This is a genomic window from Fictibacillus nanhaiensis, from assembly GCF_042686385.1.
GTDB lineage: Bacteria > Bacillota > Bacilli > Bacillales > Fictibacillaceae > Fictibacillus > Fictibacillus nanhaiensis.
Window position 1 is genome coordinate 162,808 of sequence record NZ_JBHUPF010000002.1, and the last position, 19,699, is coordinate 182,506.

The following is a 19,699-nucleotide window of genomic DNA, read 5'->3' on the forward strand; positions in this document are numbered from 1 at the left end:
ATATTTTCTTGTAGAATGTTTCTGCTATACTGTAGGGAGAAAAAAGGAAGGGGGAAGCGTCGTGCAAGCCTTTGTAGAACCGTTATTTGTAAATATTGCTATCATATTTTCTTTTACACATCTTTTAAACATGTTCTTTCCCCTTCATCCTGGTGTCATCCCAAGTTATAAGAATCAAATCGTCTTTGGTTTGATCAGTGGAGCTGGTGCACTAGTTTGTATGTTGTTTCCAATCGAAACACTGAAGGACTCTTTTTTTGATCTACGGAATGTCCCAATCATGATTGTTACACTCTATGTAGGGTGGCTCCCCGGTGCAATCTGTTCGTTAACAGTCGCCATTGCAAGGTTAGCTGTGGGTGGAGAGTTAGCGTGGATAGGCATTGTTTTAATCCTGCTCGCTTACGTAGTATGTCTGATCTATCATGGGTTCTTTGATGAAGATAAACGCAGATGGGTTTCTGCGATCTATATTGCTTTGGTTTATACACTATTTTATATATTAATCATTCATACATATCTTGATTTTCTGACAATCGATTTCTATCTTGTCTATTTCTCGAGCTTCTTGATTGCATTCTTTTCATGTATCTTCTTAATCGAGAGACTTGTTAAGATTAACATGCAATTGAAGGAAACCGTTTACTTAGATAAGTTAGCGGTTGCTGGCCAAATGGCAGCAGCAATCGCGCATGAAGTGAGAAATCCGATGACGACAATTCGCGGAATGATTCAGTTTCTAGGCAGCACGACTACAGATGTTAAGTTGAGAGAGCATTCTCCGCTCTTAATCGAGGAACTAGATCGAACGAACAAAATCATCACAGATTATTTGTCTATGGTCAAGCCAGATGTTCCTAAACTCGAGACCGTTCCACTAGAAAAAGTACTAAGAGACGTTATCGCGCTTACTGCACCATACGGAGCGATCAATAACGTGGAGGTCACTGCTAGTCCATTAGGTCCTTACAATGTGTGCATTGATGAACCAAAACTTAAGCAAGGTTTAATAAATATTATCAAAAATGGGATAGAAGCGATCGAAAAAGGAGGAACGATCCACCTGTATCGTTATAAAGTTACAAAAAGAAGTATTACGATCGCGATTGAAGACAATGGTAAAGGTATGACAGAAGAGGAACTCGAACAAATCGGGTTACCATTTTATACAACAAAAGCAAAAGGTACGGGTCTTGGAATGATGGTAACCTATAAATTGATACAGGATATGGACGGAAAACTTCGGTATGAGAGCGTACTTAATGAAGGTACCCGAGTTCTTTTAACCTTGCAGTTATGTACGAAACGAAATATGGTTAATGGTGAGGAGGTGGGATGATGGATCGCAGAAAAAGTATTTTAGACGCAGCGGAGCGCTCTTTTTCTATGTTTGGTTACAAAGCGAGTACTGTGGATCAGATCGCTAAGATTGCAAACGTTGGAAAAGGAACGATCTATACTTTTTTCGCAAACAAAGAAGAATTATTTTCGGAAATTATCACAAACTTAGTAACAGAGACGAAACTAGCGGCATCTTCTGCTATAAAAGAGGATCGCCCTTTTTACGAGAACTTGCATAATGCACTGTATGAAGTTGTTGAACTTCGTAAAACGCACAAGTTAGCCGTAAAACTCTCGCAGGAAGTGAAAGAATTATACACTTCACCTGTAACGGAGGCTTTGCAGAGAATCGAAAAGGCAGTTTTAAATTTTGTTCAAAAAGAACTGGACAAAGCGGTAGAAAAAGGTGAGATAAAAAAATGCCATACAGATATTGTGGCGTTTATGATGGTGAAAGTATATATCGCTCTTATTTTCGATTGGGAACGTGATCATGAAGCTCTTCAGAAAGAAAAGATGCTAGAGGTTCTGGAGATGTTTGTAATGGATGGTTTAAGGAAACCATAGTATTGCAGAACCAAGAAAAACGTGTTACATTAAGTTGTGACCAAATTTCTATTTCGGTCATTTTCGAAAAAGCGGACTGTAAGAGTCTCTTTTTTTACCGATAAATGACCAAATGACTAAATCAGTCATTCAGTATTAGGAGGAGTGAACAACTGTGTTAAAAAGTATCGGAGCTCAATTTAAAGCAGTTTTTTCAAATAAAAAAATTGCTGTACCGGTCTTAGCAGTTCTATTTATACCTGTGTTATACAGCGGAATGTTTCTATGGGCGTTCTGGGATCCGTATGACAAGATGGAAGATCTGCCAGTGGCCGTAGTCAATCAAGATGAAGGTTATGAATATAACGGTGAGAACTTAACCGTTGGAGATGAGTTTGTAAAAAAACTCAAAGAGAATCCACAGTTCAAGTGGAAGTTCGTTAGTGAAGAAAAAGCGAAGCAAGGTTTGGAACATAACGATTATTATATGATGATCGAGATTCCTGAGAACTTTTCTGAAGAGGCAACTGCTCTATCAGGAAACTCGAATAAAAAGCCTGAGATCATCTATACACCGAATGCTGGCTTTAACTTTCTTGCAGCACAGATTGGCGGAACAGCCGTCGATAAAATGAAAGAAAGTCTGTCTAACGAATTAACAAAAACATACGCTGAAGTGATGTTCGATCAAGTCGAACAATTGGCTGGCGGGTTGGAGAAAGCAGCAGATGGCTCCAATCAAGTAACAGATGGGCTGAAAAAAGTAGCCTCTGGTAGTGGTGAGCTAGCTTCTGGGATGGAAGAAAAAACACCACAGATCAACGAACTAAAAGACGGAGCAGTCCTTTTTAATTCAAAAATGACTGAGTTCGATAATGGAATCGATAAATTACTTGCTGCTCATAAACAACTAGCGGATGGACAAGGTCAACTGAGTAATGGAGCACAAGCTCTAAAAGGTGGATTGAGTCAAGCGACAGCAGGTTCTGAAAAGATCAAGAACGGAAGCTTAGCTCTTCAAGGCGGGGCATCTAAATTATCGACTGGCGCAAGCACCCTTGCAGGTTCGGTCAATGAATGGAACGCTGGTGCACAAAAAGCAACAGCAGGTTCAAAACAACTTGAACAACAATTAAATGCACTGATTCAAAATCAAGGAAACATGACTGACGAGCAGATGGCAGCATCTTTAAAACAGCTTGCGGCAGCTAGTAATGGCATAAATAATGGTTTGGATAGCTTAACTGCAGCAACAGGAAAGATCGCTGGCGGAGCGAACGAACTTTCTGCCGGAGCTAAAAAGCTAAGTGATTCACAAACGGCTTTAGCAAATGGAGCAGAAGAGCTTCACAACGGTCAGCTTAAACTAGTGGGCGGAGTCGATCAGCTTGCGAGTGGTCAGGCAAAAGTAAATCAAGGTACGCAGACGTTCCAATCTAAATTGGGAGAAGCAGCTGCGGGTAGTCAGCAACTGTTAGGTGCTAGTGGCAAGTTAGCTGACGGAACTTCCACAGTTGCAACGGGCTGGCAAGAAGTTACGGGCCATGTGAAGGAAATTCATAATGGAGAACAAAAGTTGCTTGATGGTAGCGGAAAACTTACTTCTTCATTAAGTGATGCAGCTGACAAAACAGGTGAGCTTGATCCAGACAGTGACATGTTCGAGCGAATAGCTAACCCTGTTTCTGTTAAAACAAACAGCTTTTCCGATGTTCCGAACTACGGAACAGGCTTTGCTCCTTACTTCTTATCATTAGGTCTTTTCGTAGGAGCATTATTGATGTCGATCGTATTCCCATTACGTGATAAAGCTGGACACCCACGTTCAGGATTCAGCTGGTTTGCTGGTAAATTCACGTTCTTAGCGGTGGTTGGTGTAATTCAAGCACTGATTGCGGACGCGGTATTGATATATGGTCTAGGCATCGAAGTTAGTAACTTAGGAGCGTTCCTTGGACTTAGTATCATTACGAGTCTAACTTTCTTAGCACTTGTACAATTATTTGTTACAGTGCTTGGAGATCCAGGACGTTTTGTAGCGATTATCATCTTAATCCTACAACTTACAACAAGTGCAGGAACATTCCCGTTAGAGCTTATTCCGAACGGACTTCAAGGATTCAATGCATGGCTTCCTATGACATATTCTGTTTCAGGCTTTAAAGCGGTAATCTCAAGCGGAGACATGGAAAGCTTCAGCTATAATCTATGGATTATGGTAGGTTTCATGGCGATCTGTATGGTTGGTACATGGGCTTACTTCGCAAGTCAGTTTAGAAAAAAGAATACGGAAGATGAAGGTTCAGTAGCATAATTTCTGTTAAACACCTGAGGGGACAACATCCCTTCAGGTGTTTTTTGTATGGCAAAACGTAACTAAAAGGTTAGACAAAAAACTTTTAGAAAAGAAGTTTTCAAGCAAGCAAGCAAGGGAAACATAAGGTATGGACATTCTAATGGATGCAGCTTATTTTATGTAATCGTAAAGGAGAGAACCGAACGTGATAACTTTTAAAAACGTAGGGAAAACGTACCCTGACGGTTTTGAGGCCTTGAAAAATATTGACTTTCAAATTAAAGAAGGGGAGTTAGTAGCACTAATCGGGCCTAGTGGTTGTGGGAAGACAACGACCATGAGAATGATAAACCGTTTGATCGAGCCATCAAAAGGAACGATCCTTATTGATGGAGAAGACATTGCAAACCGAAACCCCGTTGAGCTGAGAAGGAATATTGGATATGTTATTCAACAGATCGGTCTATTGCCTCACATGACGATAGAAGACAACATTTCACTCGTACCACGTTTAAAAGGGTGGGAAAAAGAAAAGTATGATGGCAAAGTTGATGAATTGCTAGATTTAGTTGGATTAGATCCTAAAACATTCAGAACGAGATATCCTTCTGAGCTAAGCGGTGGTCAACAGCAACGTATTGGTGTTATTCGAGCACTTGCTGCAGAACCACCTATCATCTTAATGGACGAACCATTCTCCGCACTTGACCCGATCAGTCGTGAACAGCTGCAAGATGAACTCGTAAAATTACAAGACACCATTAAGAAAACAATCGTATTTGTTACCCATGATATGGATGAAGCCATTAAAATTGCTGATAAGATTGCGATATTGAATAAGGGAGAAATCGTTCAGTTCGATACACCAGAGCGAATCCTGCGTCACCCGGCGAACGATTTTGTTAAAGGATTTATTGGCGAGAACAGATTGTCTTCTGATGAAGCGTCCATGCCTGAAGCGGTAGATCTTATGAGACCGAATCCAGTTACAGCTAAAGTAACAAGAGGTCTTGCAGAATCACTAAAAATGATGAAGCGATATGGTGTAGATAGCCTCATGATTACAGATCAGCAAAACAAGCTTCTTGGCATCACTACACTTGATAAAATCGAACAGCATTATCGTGAAGAAGATAAGACTATCGGTGATCTCATGGAAAAAGAGATCATCACAGTCGATGTTTCGTCAACATACACGGAAGTTGCAGAAATCTTTGCAACCCATGGTGTTCATATGATTCCTGTACTCGACAATGGAAAACTAGTGGGATTAATCACACGTGCATCTATGATGCGCGGTTTAGCTGGGTTAAATATTTCCGCACAAAAACCTGTTGATGGGGGTGCGGGCCTTGAATAATTTTTTAATCACAATGAAAGATACGTTTGTTAACAGATGGCCAGAAATTCTTACAGGACTTCAGCAGCATTTATTTTTATCTCTTGTATCGATCTTGATTGCTGCAGTGATCGCTGTACCTCTAGGGATCTTTATTTCCAGACGAAAAACGGTTGCTGAACCTGTTATTGGGGTCACAGCCATTTTTCAGACAATACCGAGTTTGGCCTTATTCGGATTCTTACTACCTGTATTCGGCATAGGAAGTACAACAGCCATTATTGCACTTACTGTTTATGCACTTTTGCCTATCCTACGTAACACATACACAGGGATAACAGGTGTAGATAAATCGGCTGTTGAAGCTGGTAAAGGTATGGGTATGACAAACTCTCAAATCTTACGAATGATCGAACTGCCCTTAGCCCTGCCGATCATCATGGCTGGTCTGCGTACAGCAACCGTATTAACGATTGGTGTAGCTACACTAGCTGCGTTTATTGGGGCAGGTGGACTAGGTGATCTGATCTACCGTGGATTGTCCACAACACGTAATGAGCTTGTCTTAGCAGGGGCGATTCCGGCTGCATTGCTTGCCATCCTATTTGACTTTATTCTGCGACGCATTGAGTTAGCTACTGAGCCTAAGGCTTCAAAGAAACGTGGTTCGTGGAAACTACCAGTCTTTATCGGAGTTCCAATTGCTGCGCTCGTTCTTTTCTTTGCACTCCGTGGCGGTGGTGAAGAAGATGCAATTGTGATCACAGGTAAGAAGTGGACTGAACAATACATTCTTCCTTATGTAATTTCTGAATATGTAAAAGACAAAACAGATTATCCGGTAATCGTTAAAGAAGCGATCGGTGAGACGCCTATTCTTACAGAAGCAATCAAGAAAGGCGATATCGATCTATATGTTGAATATACCGGAACAGGCTATTTAACGATTTTAAAAGAAAAATATGATCCTAGTATGAAGCCTGAAGAAATTTATGATGCAGTAAAAGAAGGCTATGCGAAAGAGTATAACCTTAAGTGGACAAAGCCACTCGGTTTTGAAAACACGTATGCGCTCGCTTTGAATCCAGATACGGCGAAAGAAGTGAATGTGAAGTCCATTTCTGAACTAGCACCGAAGTCGAATCAGCTTACATTCGGTGGTCCAACGGAGTTCTTTGAACGTGAGGACGGCTATACGCCATTTGTGGATACGTATAAGCTAAACTTTAAAGATAAGAAGAGTCTGGATCCGAACTTGATGTACTCTGCTGTTAAAGAAGGAAAGGTGGATGCAATTCCTGCATACACAACAGATGGAAGAATCGTTCGCTTTAACTTAAAGACTTTGGAAGATGATAAGAAATTCTTCCCTCCTTATTACGCAGTACCTGTTGTTAGGGAAGAGACATTGAAGAAATATCCGAAGCTCGAAGGTGTCCTAAATGAGCTTGAAGGGAAAATCTCTGAAAAAGATATGGCAGAAATGAACGCGAAAGTGGACCTTGATAAAGAAGATCCTCGTGAAGTCGCGCAAGATTTTCTGAAGAGCAAAGGATTGATTAAATAAAGTAAGAAACTGGACTCTTTATAGGGTTCAGTTTTTTTTGTTTGTGGGTGGTTTGAGAGAGGGACAGCAGGTCAATTAAGTCGTAAAGCTAATGAATTAAGCCGAAAGTGGATCACATTAAGTTGAAACAGAGGTGAATTAAGTCAAAAACCACACCAATTAAGTCTAAAATCAAAAATAAAGGCGATTCGACATTCTCACACACCATAGAAAGCAAAATAAAAAGCCGGTCCCTTCAATTCAGGAACCGACTACCATCACTATAAAACTTTACTCAAAAAGGACTTTGTACGTTCGTGCTGCGTATTACCAAACAATTCTGATGGTACGTTCTCTTCAACGATGTAGCCGCCATCCATGAAGATCACACGGTCACCCACTTCTCGCGCAAAGCCCATCTCATGGGTTACAACGACCATTGTCATCCCTTCACGGGCAAGGTCTTTCATTACTTCTAGGACTTCACCAACCATCTCTGGATCGAGTGCTGAGGTAGGTTCATCAAAGAGCATGATCTTAGGATCCATCGCGAGTGCACGTGCGATAGCGACACGCTGTTTCTGACCACCGCTTAGCTGAGAGGGATAAGCGTTAGCTTTGTCTTGCAACCCTACTTTTGCGAGTAACTTTAAAGCCTTATCCCTAGCTTCCTCTTTATTGGCACTTTTCACTTTAAGAGGAGCAAGGGTTACGTTTTCTAATACCGTTTTATGAGGGAAGAGGTTAAACTGTTGAAAAACCATTCCAACATCTTCTCGGATTTTATTGATATTCGTTTTTGGATCTGTGATATCCGTTCCGTTTACGATGACTTGGCCACCGGTTATATCTTCAAGTTTATTGATACAGCGAAGGAATGTACTTTTTCCTGAGCCAGAAGGGCCAATCACACAAACTACTTCCTGTGCTTTTATTTCTGCATTAATATCCTTCAATACCTCAAGATCACCAAAGGATTTTTTTAGATTTTTTACTTTAATCATGGTCTGGCTCCTTTCACGTTAAAAACAAAATCGTGTATGTATTTTATCATAAGTTCGGTTGAATCGTTGTATTTCCTGCTTCCGATGTAATCTTTAATTACAAAACTTTCTGAAAAAAAGGATTGACCTGTGAATATTTCGTGAACTATACTCTGATTATGAAAACGATTTCATGAATTCGATTCCACAATTGTTTTAAGAGGAGAATCTGATGGCAACCATTCAAGATGTGGCGAAGAAAGCAGGATTATCCCGCACAACTGTCTCGAGGGTGATCAATGAACATCCATATGTGACAGAAGAAAAGAAGCGTCTCGTAACACAGGCGATGCAAGAACTGAATTACGTGCCCAATTCATCAGCAAGACGTTTGAGGCGGCAGCAGACGGAAACAATCGCTGTTTATGTGCCTCGGATCACGAATCCATTTTTCAGTCATCTAGTTGAAGTGATGGAGAAGGAAGCCGCAAAGAAAGGCTACCAGCTTATTTTGTGCCAGACCCGTTATAAAAAAGAGCAAGAGCGGAATTTTTTAGAGCTTTTAAAAACAAAACAAGTAGATGGTCTGATCTTAACATCCATAGAAAACGATTGGAGTGAGTTTGAACCATACTTATCGTTCGGCCCCATCGTCGTTTGTAACGAATACTCAGACTCTGCTCAAGTACCTTCCGTCTACTTAAACCAGATCGAAGGAAGCTATCTAGGAACGAAGCACTTGATCGATCAAGGCTATACAAAGATTGGGTATTGTACCGGCAACCACAAAAGCTCCAGAGTTTCCAAAGACAGAAAGATTGGTTTCTTAAAAGCACTAGATGATGCGGGAATCATGATGAAGGAAGAGTGGTTCTTTTACAACGCTTATAGTGTGCAAGACGGCTTTGCTGCATTTAAAAAATTGAGTGAGTTGGCTGATCGGCCACAAGCGGTTTTTACCGGTAGTGACGAAGTGGCAGCAGGTATTGCAAAAGCTGCGTTTGACGCAGGCTGGAGAGTACCGGAAGACCTTGCCATCATAGGCTTTGATAATCAGCCTTTGGCAGCATTAATGGATCTAACGACGGTTGAACAGCCGATCGACACAATCGCAAAGCAAGCCATGAATTTAATGGTTGAAGCGATTCAAGCAAAGAAACCATTGAGACGAAAAGAAGTGATCCTGCCGTTTCAGCTGATCAAACGATCCTCGACGTAACATTTTGTGGTGAAATGTAATCGTTTACAAAACAGGAGATTAGGGGGAAATACAATGAAAAAGCTTAAGAAAATCTCAAAAGTGATTTCTACTTCACTAGCGTTGTCACTTGTACTTGCAGCTTGTTCGGACAAAGAAGAAGGAAGCAGCAACAGTAACAATTCCGGCGGTGATAAAGACGAAAAAGTAACGATCGTCTATGCACGTGGTAAGGATGATACACAAGGTACAACAGCAATGGTGGAAGCTTTTGAAAAGAAATACCCTAACATTGATGTGAAGTTTAAAGAGATGCCTGCGGATACAGGTAAGCAACATGACGCGTACGTAACTGCATTCAACGCGAATTCAGATGAGATCGATGTTATCGATCTAGATGTAATCTGGCCAGCAGAATTTGCACAAGCAGGATTCTTACTTCCGCTAGACCGTTTTATGGAAAAAGACGGTATCAACCCAGATGATTATAACCAAGGTGCGATCACAGCATCTAAATTTAAAGGAAAGCAGTGGGCACTACCTAAGTTTATCGATGCGGGAATGCTTTTCTACCGTACAGACTTAGTTGACGCGGGTTCTGTTCCGAAGACGTGGGACGAGCTATTAGCGAAGGCAAAAGAAACGAAAGGCCAAGGTGGAACACAGTTTGGTTACTTGATGCAAGCGAAGCAATATGAAGGTCTTGTATGTAACGCGGTTGAATTCATCGCATCATATGGTGGTCAGATCATCGACGAAAATGGTGATGTGAAAGTTGACTCTCCTGAGGCGATCAAAGGGATCGCTAAACTTGTAGAAGTTGCAAACTCTGATGTTGTTCCGCAAAACGTTACAACGTTTGCTGAGCCAGAGTCACATACAGCATTCATCAATGGTCAAGCAGGTCTGATCCGTAACTGGCCATATCAATTCGCTTTAGCAAATGATGAGAAGCAATCTAAGATCGCAGGAAAAGTAGGGGTAGCTCCACTTCCTGCTGGTGATAAAGGATCTGCTGCAGCACTTGGAGGCTGGATGGCTGGTATCAACAAAAACACGAAGCATCCTGAAGAAGCATGGAAATTCTTAAGCTTTATGGCAGGTAAAGAAGGACAAAAGATTGACGCGATCAAAGGTGGACATGCGCCAACGATTCTATCCCTTTATGATGATCAAGAAATTTTAGATGCGAACCCTTACTTTAAAGAAGAAGGATTTGTAAACGCACTTGAAGCAGCGGTATCTCGTCCGGTAGCACCGAACTACCCTGAGATCTCTGACATCATTCAAGTACAAGTATCTCAAGCTGTAGCGAAAAAGATCACACCAGAACAAGCAGCTAAGAACATGCAAAAAGAAATCTCTGAAAAACTAGTAAAGTAAGCAGCGTAAATGGATAAGGGGTGTGCCTTTCTCTCAGAAAGGCTCCCCTTACTTTTATAATTGGTATCGATTCCACACACAAAGAGTGAAATGGATGGACGTAACAGCGCCCGTCCGTCGATTGCATTCGAATAGTAAGGAGCTGACACGTTTTGAAACCTAATCTAATGCCTAACAACCAAAAGCAAATTGCACCAAAAATGAAACAACAGGCGAAGAAAAAGCGCTCTGATCGTTCGCTAGGTTACATGCTGATCGCCCCGTCGATGATATTGATCTTAATCATTGCCATATGGCCCGTTTTTCAATCTTTCTATTACAGCATGTTTGATCTAAGACTAAACAATCCTTCGAAATCAGAAGCGTATGTGTCATATAAAGTGAATCTGCAAACCTATCTAGATAACTATCCGTTCTTGATCAGTTCACTAGAAGATGAAGTCGATCAAGCAACAGGAAAAACAAAATCAGAGCTTGAAGCCATTAAAACAAACCTAGAAAAAGTAGATGCAGAATTGAAGTCTGATAAAGAACTTCGTAGCAAGTATGATGAAGTAGATGAGAAGCTAACGGTGATGGAGCCGATTAGTGAAGAGCTTGCTGTTTCTGATTTGGACAAAGAGGTTGCGCTTGATCTAGAGAAAGCTGTTATAAACTCCTCTGAACGAATAAGAGAGTTAAAGAGTGAACTGAAAAATCCAGAAGACGTGATCGGACTTTCATCATCATTAAAAGATTCCGTCATCACACCAAACTTTATTGGATTGAAGCACTATAAAGAAAATCTAACAGATAGCCGCATGTGGAAGGCGATTCAGAATACGACTGTCTTTACGGTAATCTCTGTTTTTGCAGAGCTCGTCATCGGACTCGCGATCGCACTCCTTATCAACAAAGCTTTCTTTGGTAGAGGACTCGTCAGAGCAACCATCCTCATCCCATGGGCGATCCCAACCGCTGTTTCAGCATTCATGTGGAAGTATCTCTATGATGGTCAAAACGGAATCGTAGCCAAAGCCTTTGCAGAGATCGGATTGTTTGATCAGATGACGGATATGCTGACAACAAGCACGGGCGCTATGTTTGCTGTCATTTTCGCAGACGTATGGAAAACGACGCCTTATATGGCACTGTTATTATTAGCGGGACTTCAAACGATTCCGAGCTCACTGTATGAAGCAGCAGCGATTGACGGAGCAAGCAAGTGGAAGCAGTTCTTAAAGATCACACTACCCTTGTTAAAATCTAGCATCCTCGTTGCCTTGTTGTTCCGTACATTAGATGCTTTCCGTGTGTTCGATTTAATTTATGTACTCACAGGTGGAGGTCCAGCAAACTCTACAGAAACGATATCCATCCTAGCTTACAAAGTCATGTTTGCACAGACCAATTTTGGTGAAGGCTCGGCGCTGTCGGTTATCGTCTTTATTTGTGTAGCAATTATATCTATGATCTACATTAAATTCCTTGGACGAGACCTTTTAAATGATAGATAAAAACGGAACAGATAAAGGAGTGAATAGGAAATGAACAAAAAAGCAGGCCCAATGTTTTATGTATTCTTAATAGTGTTTGTCTTCCTTGTCATGTTTCCGTTTTTATGGGTACTGGCAAGCTCGGTCAAACCGGTTGCAGAACTGTTTGGCGACCGTGCGTTCATACCGTTTACAAACAACATGACAGGTGAGAACTATGAATCTGTATTTGTTAACTATCCATTTTTAAAATATTTATGGAACAGCCTAGTCGTTTCAACGATCACTACTGTCTATGCAGTTCTTGTAGCGAGCTTTGCGGCTTACGCGATCGCGCGATTAAACTTTAAAGGGAAGACAGTCATCCTTGGATTGGTGTTATCGGTTTCCATGTTTCCGCAGATCGCAACCATTTCACCGATTTATATCGTATTGAAAAACCTTGGATTAACGAATAGCTATCTAGGTTTGATCATTCCTTATACAACATTTACGTTGCCATTATCCATCTGGCTTCTCGTCACGTTCTTCCGAAAGATCCCGTTCGATCTTGAAGAGGCAGCAAAAATGGACGGGGCATCACCTATGCAAACGTACTGGCGTGTGATCTTGCCGCTAGCGATACCAGGAATTTTCACAACCGCGATTCTTGTATTCATATCGGCGTGGAACGAGTTTCTGTTCGCGTTAACGATCAATACAGATGATGAGTTCAAAACCGTTCCGGTCGGAATCGCAATGTTTGAAGGACAGTTCACGATTCCTTGGGGAGAAGTAACAGCCGCAACGGTTATCGTAACGGTGCCGCTTGTAATTATGGTTCTGCTTTTCCAACGCCGAATCGTATCAGGACTAACTTCAGGTGCAGTAAAAGAATAGTTTGTAATGTAAACCCTCGCTAAAAAGCGGGGGTTTTTGCATTTCTCTATCTATATGGCTTTTAGAAAGTCATTGATTTTCGTTCTTGGATGAACGTTTTTATTAGGGTGTATATACATAAATATATTTATACCAAGTGAGTTAATTTCTAATTTGTATTATAGGTGGATAGGGTCTACAATAAATTTTGTTAGGTAAACAACTTACTTTTTATTAGGAGGAATTAGACGATGTCTAAACATATATTAATGGTCGTAACTACGGCTGATCACATGAATAATGAACATTCAACAGGATTATGGCTTTCTGAATTTGGTGAAGCGTATGTCGAGTTCGCCAAAGCAGGGCATACTATTACTGTTGCAAGTCCTAAAGGTGGAAAAGCGCCTGTAGATGACCGCAGCTTAGAAGGTGAAGTGCCTCAAGAGATTCTAGACACAGCTAAATATCTTGAGAACACATTAAGATTGGAAGAGATCAATGAGCTTGATGGTTTTGATGCGATCTTCTTGCCAGGAGGCCACGGAACTATGTTTGACCTTCCAGAAAACACAAAACTGCAAGAGGTCATTCGCGACCTATATGAGCAAAATAAAGTAATTGCAGCGGTATGTCATGGACCTGCGGGTCTAGTAGGTGTGAAACTTTCTGACGGTACACCGTTAGTAGCTGGGAAAAAAGTGACTGCTTTCACCGATGCTGAAGAGGTAGCAACAACGCTTGATCAATATATGCCGTTCTTGTTAGAAACACGCATGCGTGAACTAGGCGCACAATTTGTTGCTGCTGAAAATTGGTCAGATCATGTACAAACAGATGGACAACTCATTACCGGTCAAAATCCACAATCTACAATTTCGGTAGCTAAAGAAGTTCTAAAAAAGTTAGCATAATAATAGGTGAACCTGCAGACCTTTATAATAAAAGGTTTGCAGGCTTTATTTTTTGTGAACATTGAAAAGGAATAATGGAGAGGAGAATATAGGATGAAAGCATTACTTTTGAAAGATCTCAATCAATGGAAAGAAATGAAGGTAGAAGAAATAGACATGCCAATTGCAGGAAATGGAGAGGTTGTAGTAAAAATTCATGCGGCTGGCCTAAATCCTGTAGATTATAAAACGGCAACTGGAGGAAATCCGAACTGGACGTATCCTCACATTTTAGGACTCGATGCTGCAGGTACCATACATGAAGTTGGAGAAGGTGTAACGGATTGGAAGATCGGTGATCGTGTAGTGTATCACGGAGATTTTAACAAAAAAGGGGCATACGCTGAATATGGAGTAACAACAGCACATACCATCTCACGTATTCCAGATTCTCTATCATTTGAAGAAGCAGCTGCTCTTCCAACAGCTGGCTATACTGCTTATCAGGCTTTGTTTAGAAAATTACCTATGTCTTCAATCGATACGATTTTAATCCATGCAGGTGCGGGTGGTGTAGGTGGATTTGCGGTACAACTTGCTAAAAATGCAGGGAAAACAGTTATCTCCACAGCATCCAAACACAACCATGAGTATGTTCGTTCGTTAGGAGCAGATCTTGTGATCGACTATAAAGAAGACGACGTTAAGGAAAAAGTGATGGCTTTTACTAACGGTAGAGGTGTTGATGCAGTTCTAGATACAGTTTCTAGAGACAATGCAACTGCATCACTCGACTTGATCGCATACAACGGGCACATCGCACATATTGCCGGTGCACCTGATTATACAAAGGTAAAACCATTCACACGTGTAATCTCATTTCATGAGGTAGCATTAAACGCCATTCATCATAACCAAGACGAAGTGGCAGAACGCGACTTAGCCAAAATGGGTGATGAATTATTGGCACTGGTTGCAGAAAAGAAGGTTTCTCCACTTATTGAACAAGTTATCTCCCTTGAAGAAGTTCCTAAGACTCTAGAGAAACTTTCAGAAAGACATGTTAAAGGCAAGATTGTTTGTAAGATTGTTTAAGGAGATGATTTTTTGTCAATTACCATTAACGCAATACTAAAAGCAAAACCAGGTAAAGAGGAAAGTTTGCGCGAAGAATTGATTCAGGTTGTACAGGCATCAAGGAAAGAAGAAGGATGTATCAGCTATACACTGCACGAATCTACTGAGAATCCTGAGACTTTTGTGTTTTATGAAAACTGGCTTGATGAAGATGCTCTAAACAGGCATATGGAATCCGATCATTATAAAAGGTATCGGAAAAACATAGAGTTGCTTGTTCATACAAGAGAAGTATACCGCTTAAACATTATTGATCTTTAGAACAAACGCTGCATCGTTTCTCATCCAGATCGATGCAGTTTTTTTGATGCTTTTTAGAAGGGAGGAAATTTTTTGATCGATTTTGAATGGTACCGAAGTTTTATCAGTATCTACAAACACCGTTCAGTTTCTGCTGCTGCAAAAGCTAGAATCTTGACACAGCCTGCCATGAGCCAGCATCTAGCAGCATTAGAAGCAGAAATAGGAGAGCCTCTATTTATTCGCGCTCCCCGGAAGATGATACCTACTGACAAAGGAAAAGAGCTGTATACAAAGATCGTTCCACTGATAGAGAACTTGGAAAATACGACACTTCAAATGCTTCATAGTTCATCTGGCAATGGACGTGCACCAGTTATCCGAATCGGTTCGCCTGTAGAATATTTTACGATACGAACTCTTCCTAAAATACGAGATTTGAATATTCGTTTTTTATCTCAGTTTGGAGTGGCGGGTACATTACTCGAAAAGCTAGAGAAGGATGAAGTAGATCTTATTCTGACGACTCAAAAAATGCAACAGCAAGGAATTGAGTTTCAAAAACTCGAAGATGAAGTGTTTGTTGCTGTGGTACCACCAACCTATGAAACGAGTGCCGGGAATGATGCTGTTGAAATTGAACGATGGCTGAACAAACAGAACTGGCTGAGCTATGGATTGGAACTTCCTATCATAAGAAGGTATTGGCGTGACCATTTTAAAAAGCGGCCAGACTTTCAACCTTGTCACGTGATACCTGATCTAAGATCTGTGTTAGAGGGCATTGAAAATGGGTTGGGTATGAGCATACTTCCCACTTATCTAGTTGAAAAATCATTGCATGAAAATCGTGTGAAGGTACTGTTTCCTGAGTTAACCACAGAAAACACCATCTATGTGGCATATAAAGTAGAACATAAAAACAACCCCGTTTTAGTAAAAGTACTTGAGGCTCTCAATCGCAAAAGCTAGTGTAAAGAGTAGGCTATTGTGTAAACTAGTAAATAAAAAGGCGGAGGGCTAAGGTTATGAAACTAACGGTCATCGGATATTGGGGTGGTTATCCAGGAGCGGGAGAAGCCACATCGGGATACCTTCTTCAGAGTGGAGGATTCAATCTACTTATCGATTGTGGAAGCGGAGTGCTCTCACAATTGCAAAAGTATATTCAGCCAGAAAAACTAGATGCAGTTGTTTTATCACATTATCACGCAGATCATGTGGCTGATGTCGGAGTTCTTCAATACAGTCGTCTCATTCAGTCGTTTTTACAAAAAGGAATACAGACACTTCCGATCTATGGCCATGATAAGGATCAAGATGGTTTTCGTTCACTCACGCACGGCACTAGCACAAAGGGAATTTCATATCAGCCTGATGAGGTGTTGAAGGTCGGGCCATTTACGATTACGTTTCAACTGACGAAGCATGCTGCGGTTTGCTATGCGATGCGGATTACAGATGGAAAGCATACGATCGTATATACCGCAGATACCGCGCTCATCCCTGAACTCGTTCCGTTCAGTCGATATGCAGACTTGTTAATCGCAGAATGTAACTTTTACAAAGGCATGGATGGAAGCGGCCCAGGCCACATGACATCAGAGGATTGTGGCAAGCTAGCACATGAGTCTGAAGCTCGTGAACTGCTTCTCACACACCTTCCTCATTTTGGTCAGTTATCACAGCTTGTCACAGAGGCAAAAGAGGTGTATAACAATAAAGTGGAGCTTGCCTCTTCCGGTTGGACGTGGGGAGCTTAAAGATAGGGACTGAAAGAGGAGAGAAATATGCTTTTTATTGATAATGAAAATATTACAGACCCAAGAGTGAATCTAGCTATAGAAGAGTTCGCTTTAAAACATTTAGACATCAATGAAACGTATTTGCTTTTTTATATAAATGAACCATCGATCATCATCGGTAAGAACCAGAATACCGTCGAAGAGATCAACGCGGACTATGTTCGTGATGAAGGAATTCATGTGGTTCGTCGTTTATCTGGTGGCGGTGCTGTATATCATGACCTCGGAAACTTAAACTTCAGTTTCATCACGAAAGATGACGGTAATTCGTTTCATGATTTCAAGAAGTTTACCGATCCTGTTGTAAAAGCACTGAAAAAACTCGGTGTGAACGCTGAATTAAGCGGACGAAATGATATTTTGGCTGACGGAAAGAAAATTTCCGGAAACGCACAGTTTTCTACAAAAGGCCGTATGTTTAGCCATGGAACATTACTTTTTGATTCCGAGATCGAAAATGTAGTTTCTGCCCTAAACGTACGAATGGATAAGATCGAGTCAAAAGGTATCAAGTCCATCCGCAGCCGAGTAACCAATATCCGCGAGCACTTGGATGAAGATATGACGATGGAAGAATTCAAACAGACGCTATTAACGTATCTGTTTGAAGAGTTCGATTCTATTCCAAAGTATGAACTGACGGAAAGCGATTGGGAAGAAATTCGCAAAATCTCAAGAGAACGTTATGCAAACTGGGATTGGAACTACGGAAAATCACCGAAGTTTAACGTAGAACTCTCAAACCGTTTTGCTGCAGGCTCTGTTGACATCCGTCTGCACATCGTTAAAGGAATTATTCAGGAAAGTAAGATCTTTGGAGATTTCTTTGGTGTAGGTGACGTATCAGATATCGAAAACAAGCTGAACGGAGTACGTTACGACCGTGAAGCGATTGAAAGTGTGTTAGAAGATATTGATTTGAGCCATTATTTTGGCAACGTATCACGCCAAGAGTTTCTGGATCTATTATATTAGGAAGAAAACCGCCTTTTCATGGGCGGTTTTTGTTTGTTTAGATCGTTTATAAGTCCTCAGTTTCATTTATAAGTCTTCAAAAAAATTTATAAGTCTTCAATTTTTTTTATAAGTCCTCAAAAAAATTTATAAGTCTTCACCATTTCATCCAAAGTTGTGTGTCTAAACGACTGTTTCAGCACTCAAAATCATTTGACAGAAAATTATTATAAATGATAAGCTGAAACCAAATACATCACACAATAATTAGATAACGGTACAAAAACGTCATATTTTTTTAATCTCAATTGTAATCGCTTACATATTATAAAGGGAGATGAAAGAATGATCCTCCATCCACAAGTGGAATGTATGAGTCGTGACGAAAAAGAAGAGTTGCAGCTTCATCGGCTAAAGCAGACGGTACAGAGTGTTTATGAGAATGTTCCTTTTTATAAACTTGCATTTGATGAAAAAGGAATCCTTCCCTCATCGATCAAGACATTAGAAGATCTTCAAAGACTTCCTTTTACCGTAAAAAAAGATCTTCGAGATCATTATCCTTTTGGACTTTTTGCAGTTCCGCAAGATCATCTCGTCCGACTGCATGCCTCTTCTGGAACGAGCGGTAAACCAACAGTGGTGGGCTATACAGAAGGAGACATCGACAGGTGGAGTAACATGGTTGCGCGGTCTATTGCGATTGCCGGGGGTGAGCCTGGTCATGTGCTTCATAATGCTTATGGCTACGGGCTTTTTACAGGGGGACTCGGGCTTCATAACGGATCAGAGAGACTTGGCATGATTACCGTTCCTGTTTCGGGAGGAAACACAGAGCGGCAGATCCTTTTAATCGAAGACTTTAAACCACAGGTGATCTGTGGAACTCCTTCCTATATCTTGACTATCGCTGAAAAGATGGAGGAGATGGGAAAAGATCCTAAAGCCACTTCCATTGAATTTGGAATATTTGGAGCCGAGCCGTGGTCGGAAGAGATGCGTGCAACGCTTGAAGAGAAGCTTAGTATCAAAGCGATGGATATCTATGGATTGAGCGAAGTGATGGGTCCAGGCGTTGCGATGGAATGCCATGAAGCGCAGGATGGCCTTCATATTATGGATGATCATTTTTTAGCTGAGATCATTAACCCTGATACGCTCGAACCTATGCCTGACGGTCATTATGGCGAACTCGTGTTTACGAGTTTAACCAAGGAAGCTTTTCCGATCATCCGATATCGTACGGGAGATATCGCATCCCTCAATAGAATCCCTTGCAGCTGCGGAAGGACATCTATACGTATGAGTCGTGTGAAAGGGCGAATCGATGACATGATCATCGTTCGTGGAGTTAACGTGTTTCCGTCTGAAATTGAGAATTGTCTTCTTTCGATAGAGGACATCGTTCCACACTATCAAGTTCATATTTTAACAGAAGGCTTAAAAGAGCATATCGAACTTCATGTTGAGATGACAGAACAACTTTATGCTGTAACAAACGGTGACGAAGATCATGAGGCGACGCACCTGTTAAAGAAGACGATCACAAAAAAAATTAAAGACACATGCCTCGTATCGATGAATATTAAAGTGTATCCACCAAAAGGTATTCCACGTTCTGAAGGTAAGGCGATTCGAGTCGTCAGGAAAACACAGAAAAAAATGGGCGTATAAATACTTTTCAATCATATGACGTTATTTTATA

17 protein-coding genes are annotated in these 19,699 nt (G+C 41.0%); 16 read left to right on the forward strand and 1 reads right to left on the reverse strand.

Translation table 11 applies throughout. From position 1 onward, the window contains the following. The first annotated feature begins 61 nt into the window (after positions 1–61). From ACFS5O_RS01270 to ACFS5O_RS01290, 5 genes are all read left to right on the forward strand, one after another. Positions 62–1,339 carry an ATP-binding protein gene (locus ACFS5O_RS01270; RefSeq protein ID WP_205724631.1) on the forward strand — a complete coding sequence of 426 codons (1,278 nt, stop codon included), beginning with the start codon at positions 62–64 and terminating at the stop codon, positions 1,337–1,339. Then, a complete protein-coding gene (locus tag ACFS5O_RS01275) occupies positions 1,339–1,908 on the forward strand; it encodes a TetR/AcrR family transcriptional regulator (protein ID WP_205724632.1) in 570 nt (189 codons plus the stop codon). The genes ACFS5O_RS01270 and ACFS5O_RS01275 overlap by 1 nt, the downstream gene beginning before the upstream one ends. A gap of 154 nt (positions 1,909–2,062) precedes the next feature. Continuing rightward, positions 2,063–4,201 carry a YhgE/Pip family protein gene (locus ACFS5O_RS01280; protein WP_205724633.1) on the forward strand — a complete coding sequence of 713 codons (2,139 nt, stop codon included), beginning with the start codon at positions 2,063–2,065 and terminating at the stop codon, positions 4,199–4,201. A 187-nt stretch (positions 4,202–4,388) separates the two neighbouring features. Further along, positions 4,389–5,543 (forward strand): ABC transporter ATP-binding protein, encoded by a 1,155-nt coding sequence (locus ACFS5O_RS01285; protein WP_205724634.1) that lies wholly within the window; start codon positions 4,389–4,391, stop codon positions 5,541–5,543. Next, on the forward strand, positions 5,527–7,089 hold the full coding sequence (locus tag ACFS5O_RS01290; RefSeq protein ID WP_379838519.1) for a glycine betaine ABC transporter substrate-binding protein: 1,563 nt from the start codon (positions 5,527–5,529) through the stop codon (positions 7,087–7,089). The genes ACFS5O_RS01285 and ACFS5O_RS01290 overlap by 17 nt, the downstream gene beginning before the upstream one ends. Positions 7,090–7,349: 260 nt before the next feature. Here ACFS5O_RS01290 and ACFS5O_RS01295 read toward each other — a convergent pair whose 3' ends face one another. Beyond that, complete coding sequence (locus ACFS5O_RS01295) at positions 7,350–8,072, reverse strand: amino acid ABC transporter ATP-binding protein (protein WP_205724635.1); 723 nt, start codon at positions 8,070–8,072, stop codon at positions 7,350–7,352. 211 nt (positions 8,073–8,283) lie between these two features. On the opposite strand from ACFS5O_RS01295, the gene ACFS5O_RS01300 reads away from it, so the two are divergent. From ACFS5O_RS01300 to ACFS5O_RS01350, 11 genes are all read left to right on the forward strand, one after another. Next, entirely contained in the window at positions 8,284–9,270 is a 987-nt protein-coding gene (locus tag ACFS5O_RS01300) for a LacI family DNA-binding transcriptional regulator (RefSeq protein WP_205724636.1), read from the forward strand. A gap of 54 nt (positions 9,271–9,324) precedes the next feature. Beyond that, on the forward strand, positions 9,325–10,632 hold the full coding sequence (locus ACFS5O_RS01305) for an ABC transporter substrate-binding protein (protein WP_205724637.1): 1,308 nt from the start codon (positions 9,325–9,327) through the stop codon (positions 10,630–10,632). Between the two features lie 200 nt (positions 10,633–10,832). Next, the gene (locus ACFS5O_RS01310; RefSeq protein ID WP_205724763.1) at positions 10,833–12,128 is read left to right on the forward strand and encodes an ABC transporter permease subunit; all 1,296 of its coding nucleotides are present in this window, start codon (positions 10,833–10,835) and stop codon (positions 12,126–12,128) included. Positions 12,129–12,158: 30 nt separating this feature from the next. Further along, a complete protein-coding gene (locus tag ACFS5O_RS01315) occupies positions 12,159–12,986 on the forward strand; it encodes a carbohydrate ABC transporter permease (protein WP_205724638.1) in 828 nt (275 codons plus the stop codon). A 230-nt stretch (positions 12,987–13,216) separates the two neighbouring features. Further along, positions 13,217–13,879: a type 1 glutamine amidotransferase domain-containing protein gene (locus ACFS5O_RS01320; RefSeq protein ID WP_205724639.1), complete on the forward strand. Its 663-nt coding sequence runs from the start codon at positions 13,217–13,219 to the stop codon at positions 13,877–13,879. Positions 13,880–13,972: 93 nt separating this feature from the next. Then, the gene (locus ACFS5O_RS01325; protein ID WP_205724640.1) at positions 13,973–14,953 is read left to right on the forward strand and encodes a zinc-binding dehydrogenase; all 981 of its coding nucleotides are present in this window, start codon (positions 13,973–13,975) and stop codon (positions 14,951–14,953) included. 12 nt (positions 14,954–14,965) lie between these two features. Then, the gene (locus tag ACFS5O_RS01330) at positions 14,966–15,256 is read left to right on the forward strand and encodes a putative quinol monooxygenase (protein WP_205724641.1); all 291 of its coding nucleotides are present in this window, start codon (positions 14,966–14,968) and stop codon (positions 15,254–15,256) included. 72 nt (positions 15,257–15,328) lie between these two features. After that, the gene (locus ACFS5O_RS01335; protein ID WP_205724642.1) at positions 15,329–16,207 is read left to right on the forward strand and encodes a LysR family transcriptional regulator; all 879 of its coding nucleotides are present in this window, start codon (positions 15,329–15,331) and stop codon (positions 16,205–16,207) included. A 56-nt stretch (positions 16,208–16,263) separates the two neighbouring features. Continuing rightward, a complete protein-coding gene (locus ACFS5O_RS01340; protein WP_205724643.1) occupies positions 16,264–16,998 on the forward strand; it encodes an MBL fold metallo-hydrolase in 735 nt (244 codons plus the stop codon). Positions 16,999–17,025: 27 nt separating this feature from the next. Further along, positions 17,026–18,015, forward strand: a complete 990-nt coding sequence (gene lplA / locus ACFS5O_RS01345) for a lipoate--protein ligase (RefSeq protein ID WP_205724644.1) — start codon at positions 17,026–17,028, stop codon at positions 18,013–18,015. Positions 18,016–18,339: 324 nt separating this feature from the next. Beyond that, positions 18,340–19,668: a phenylacetate--CoA ligase family protein gene (locus ACFS5O_RS01350; protein WP_205724645.1), complete on the forward strand. Its 1,329-nt coding sequence runs from the start codon at positions 18,340–18,342 to the stop codon at positions 19,666–19,668. Positions 19,669–19,699: the final 31 nt, after the last annotated feature.

What these genes read in the sequence shown, in the direction of transcription:
- ACFS5O_RS01275 (WP_205724632.1), top strand. Translation starts at nt 1,339, where the DNA reads ATGGATCGCAGAAAAAGTATTTTAGACGCAGCGGAGCGCTCTTTTTCT.
- ACFS5O_RS01295 (WP_205724635.1), bottom strand. Translation starts at nt 8,072, where the DNA reads ATGATTAAAGTAAAAAATCTAAAAAAATCCTTTGGTGATCTTGAGGTA.
- ACFS5O_RS01300 (WP_205724636.1), top strand. Translation starts at nt 8,284, where the DNA reads ATGGCAACCATTCAAGATGTGGCGAAGAAAGCAGGATTATCCCGCACA.
- ACFS5O_RS01305 (WP_205724637.1), top strand. Translation starts at nt 9,325, where the DNA reads ATGAAAAAGCTTAAGAAAATCTCAAAAGTGATTTCTACTTCACTAGCG.
- ACFS5O_RS01310 (WP_205724763.1), top strand. Translation starts at nt 10,833, where the DNA reads ATGAAACAACAGGCGAAGAAAAAGCGCTCTGATCGTTCGCTAGGTTAC.
- ACFS5O_RS01315 (WP_205724638.1), top strand. Translation starts at nt 12,159, where the DNA reads ATGAACAAAAAAGCAGGCCCAATGTTTTATGTATTCTTAATAGTGTTT.
- ACFS5O_RS01320 (WP_205724639.1), top strand. Translation starts at nt 13,217, where the DNA reads ATGTCTAAACATATATTAATGGTCGTAACTACGGCTGATCACATGAAT.
- ACFS5O_RS01325 (WP_205724640.1), top strand. Translation starts at nt 13,973, where the DNA reads ATGAAAGCATTACTTTTGAAAGATCTCAATCAATGGAAAGAAATGAAG.
- ACFS5O_RS01340 (WP_205724643.1), top strand. Translation starts at nt 16,264, where the DNA reads ATGAAACTAACGGTCATCGGATATTGGGGTGGTTATCCAGGAGCGGGA.
- lplA (WP_205724644.1), top strand. Translation starts at nt 17,026, where the DNA reads ATGCTTTTTATTGATAATGAAAATATTACAGACCCAAGAGTGAATCTA.
- ACFS5O_RS01350 (WP_205724645.1), top strand. Translation starts at nt 18,340, where the DNA reads ATGATCCTCCATCCACAAGTGGAATGTATGAGTCGTGACGAAAAAGAA.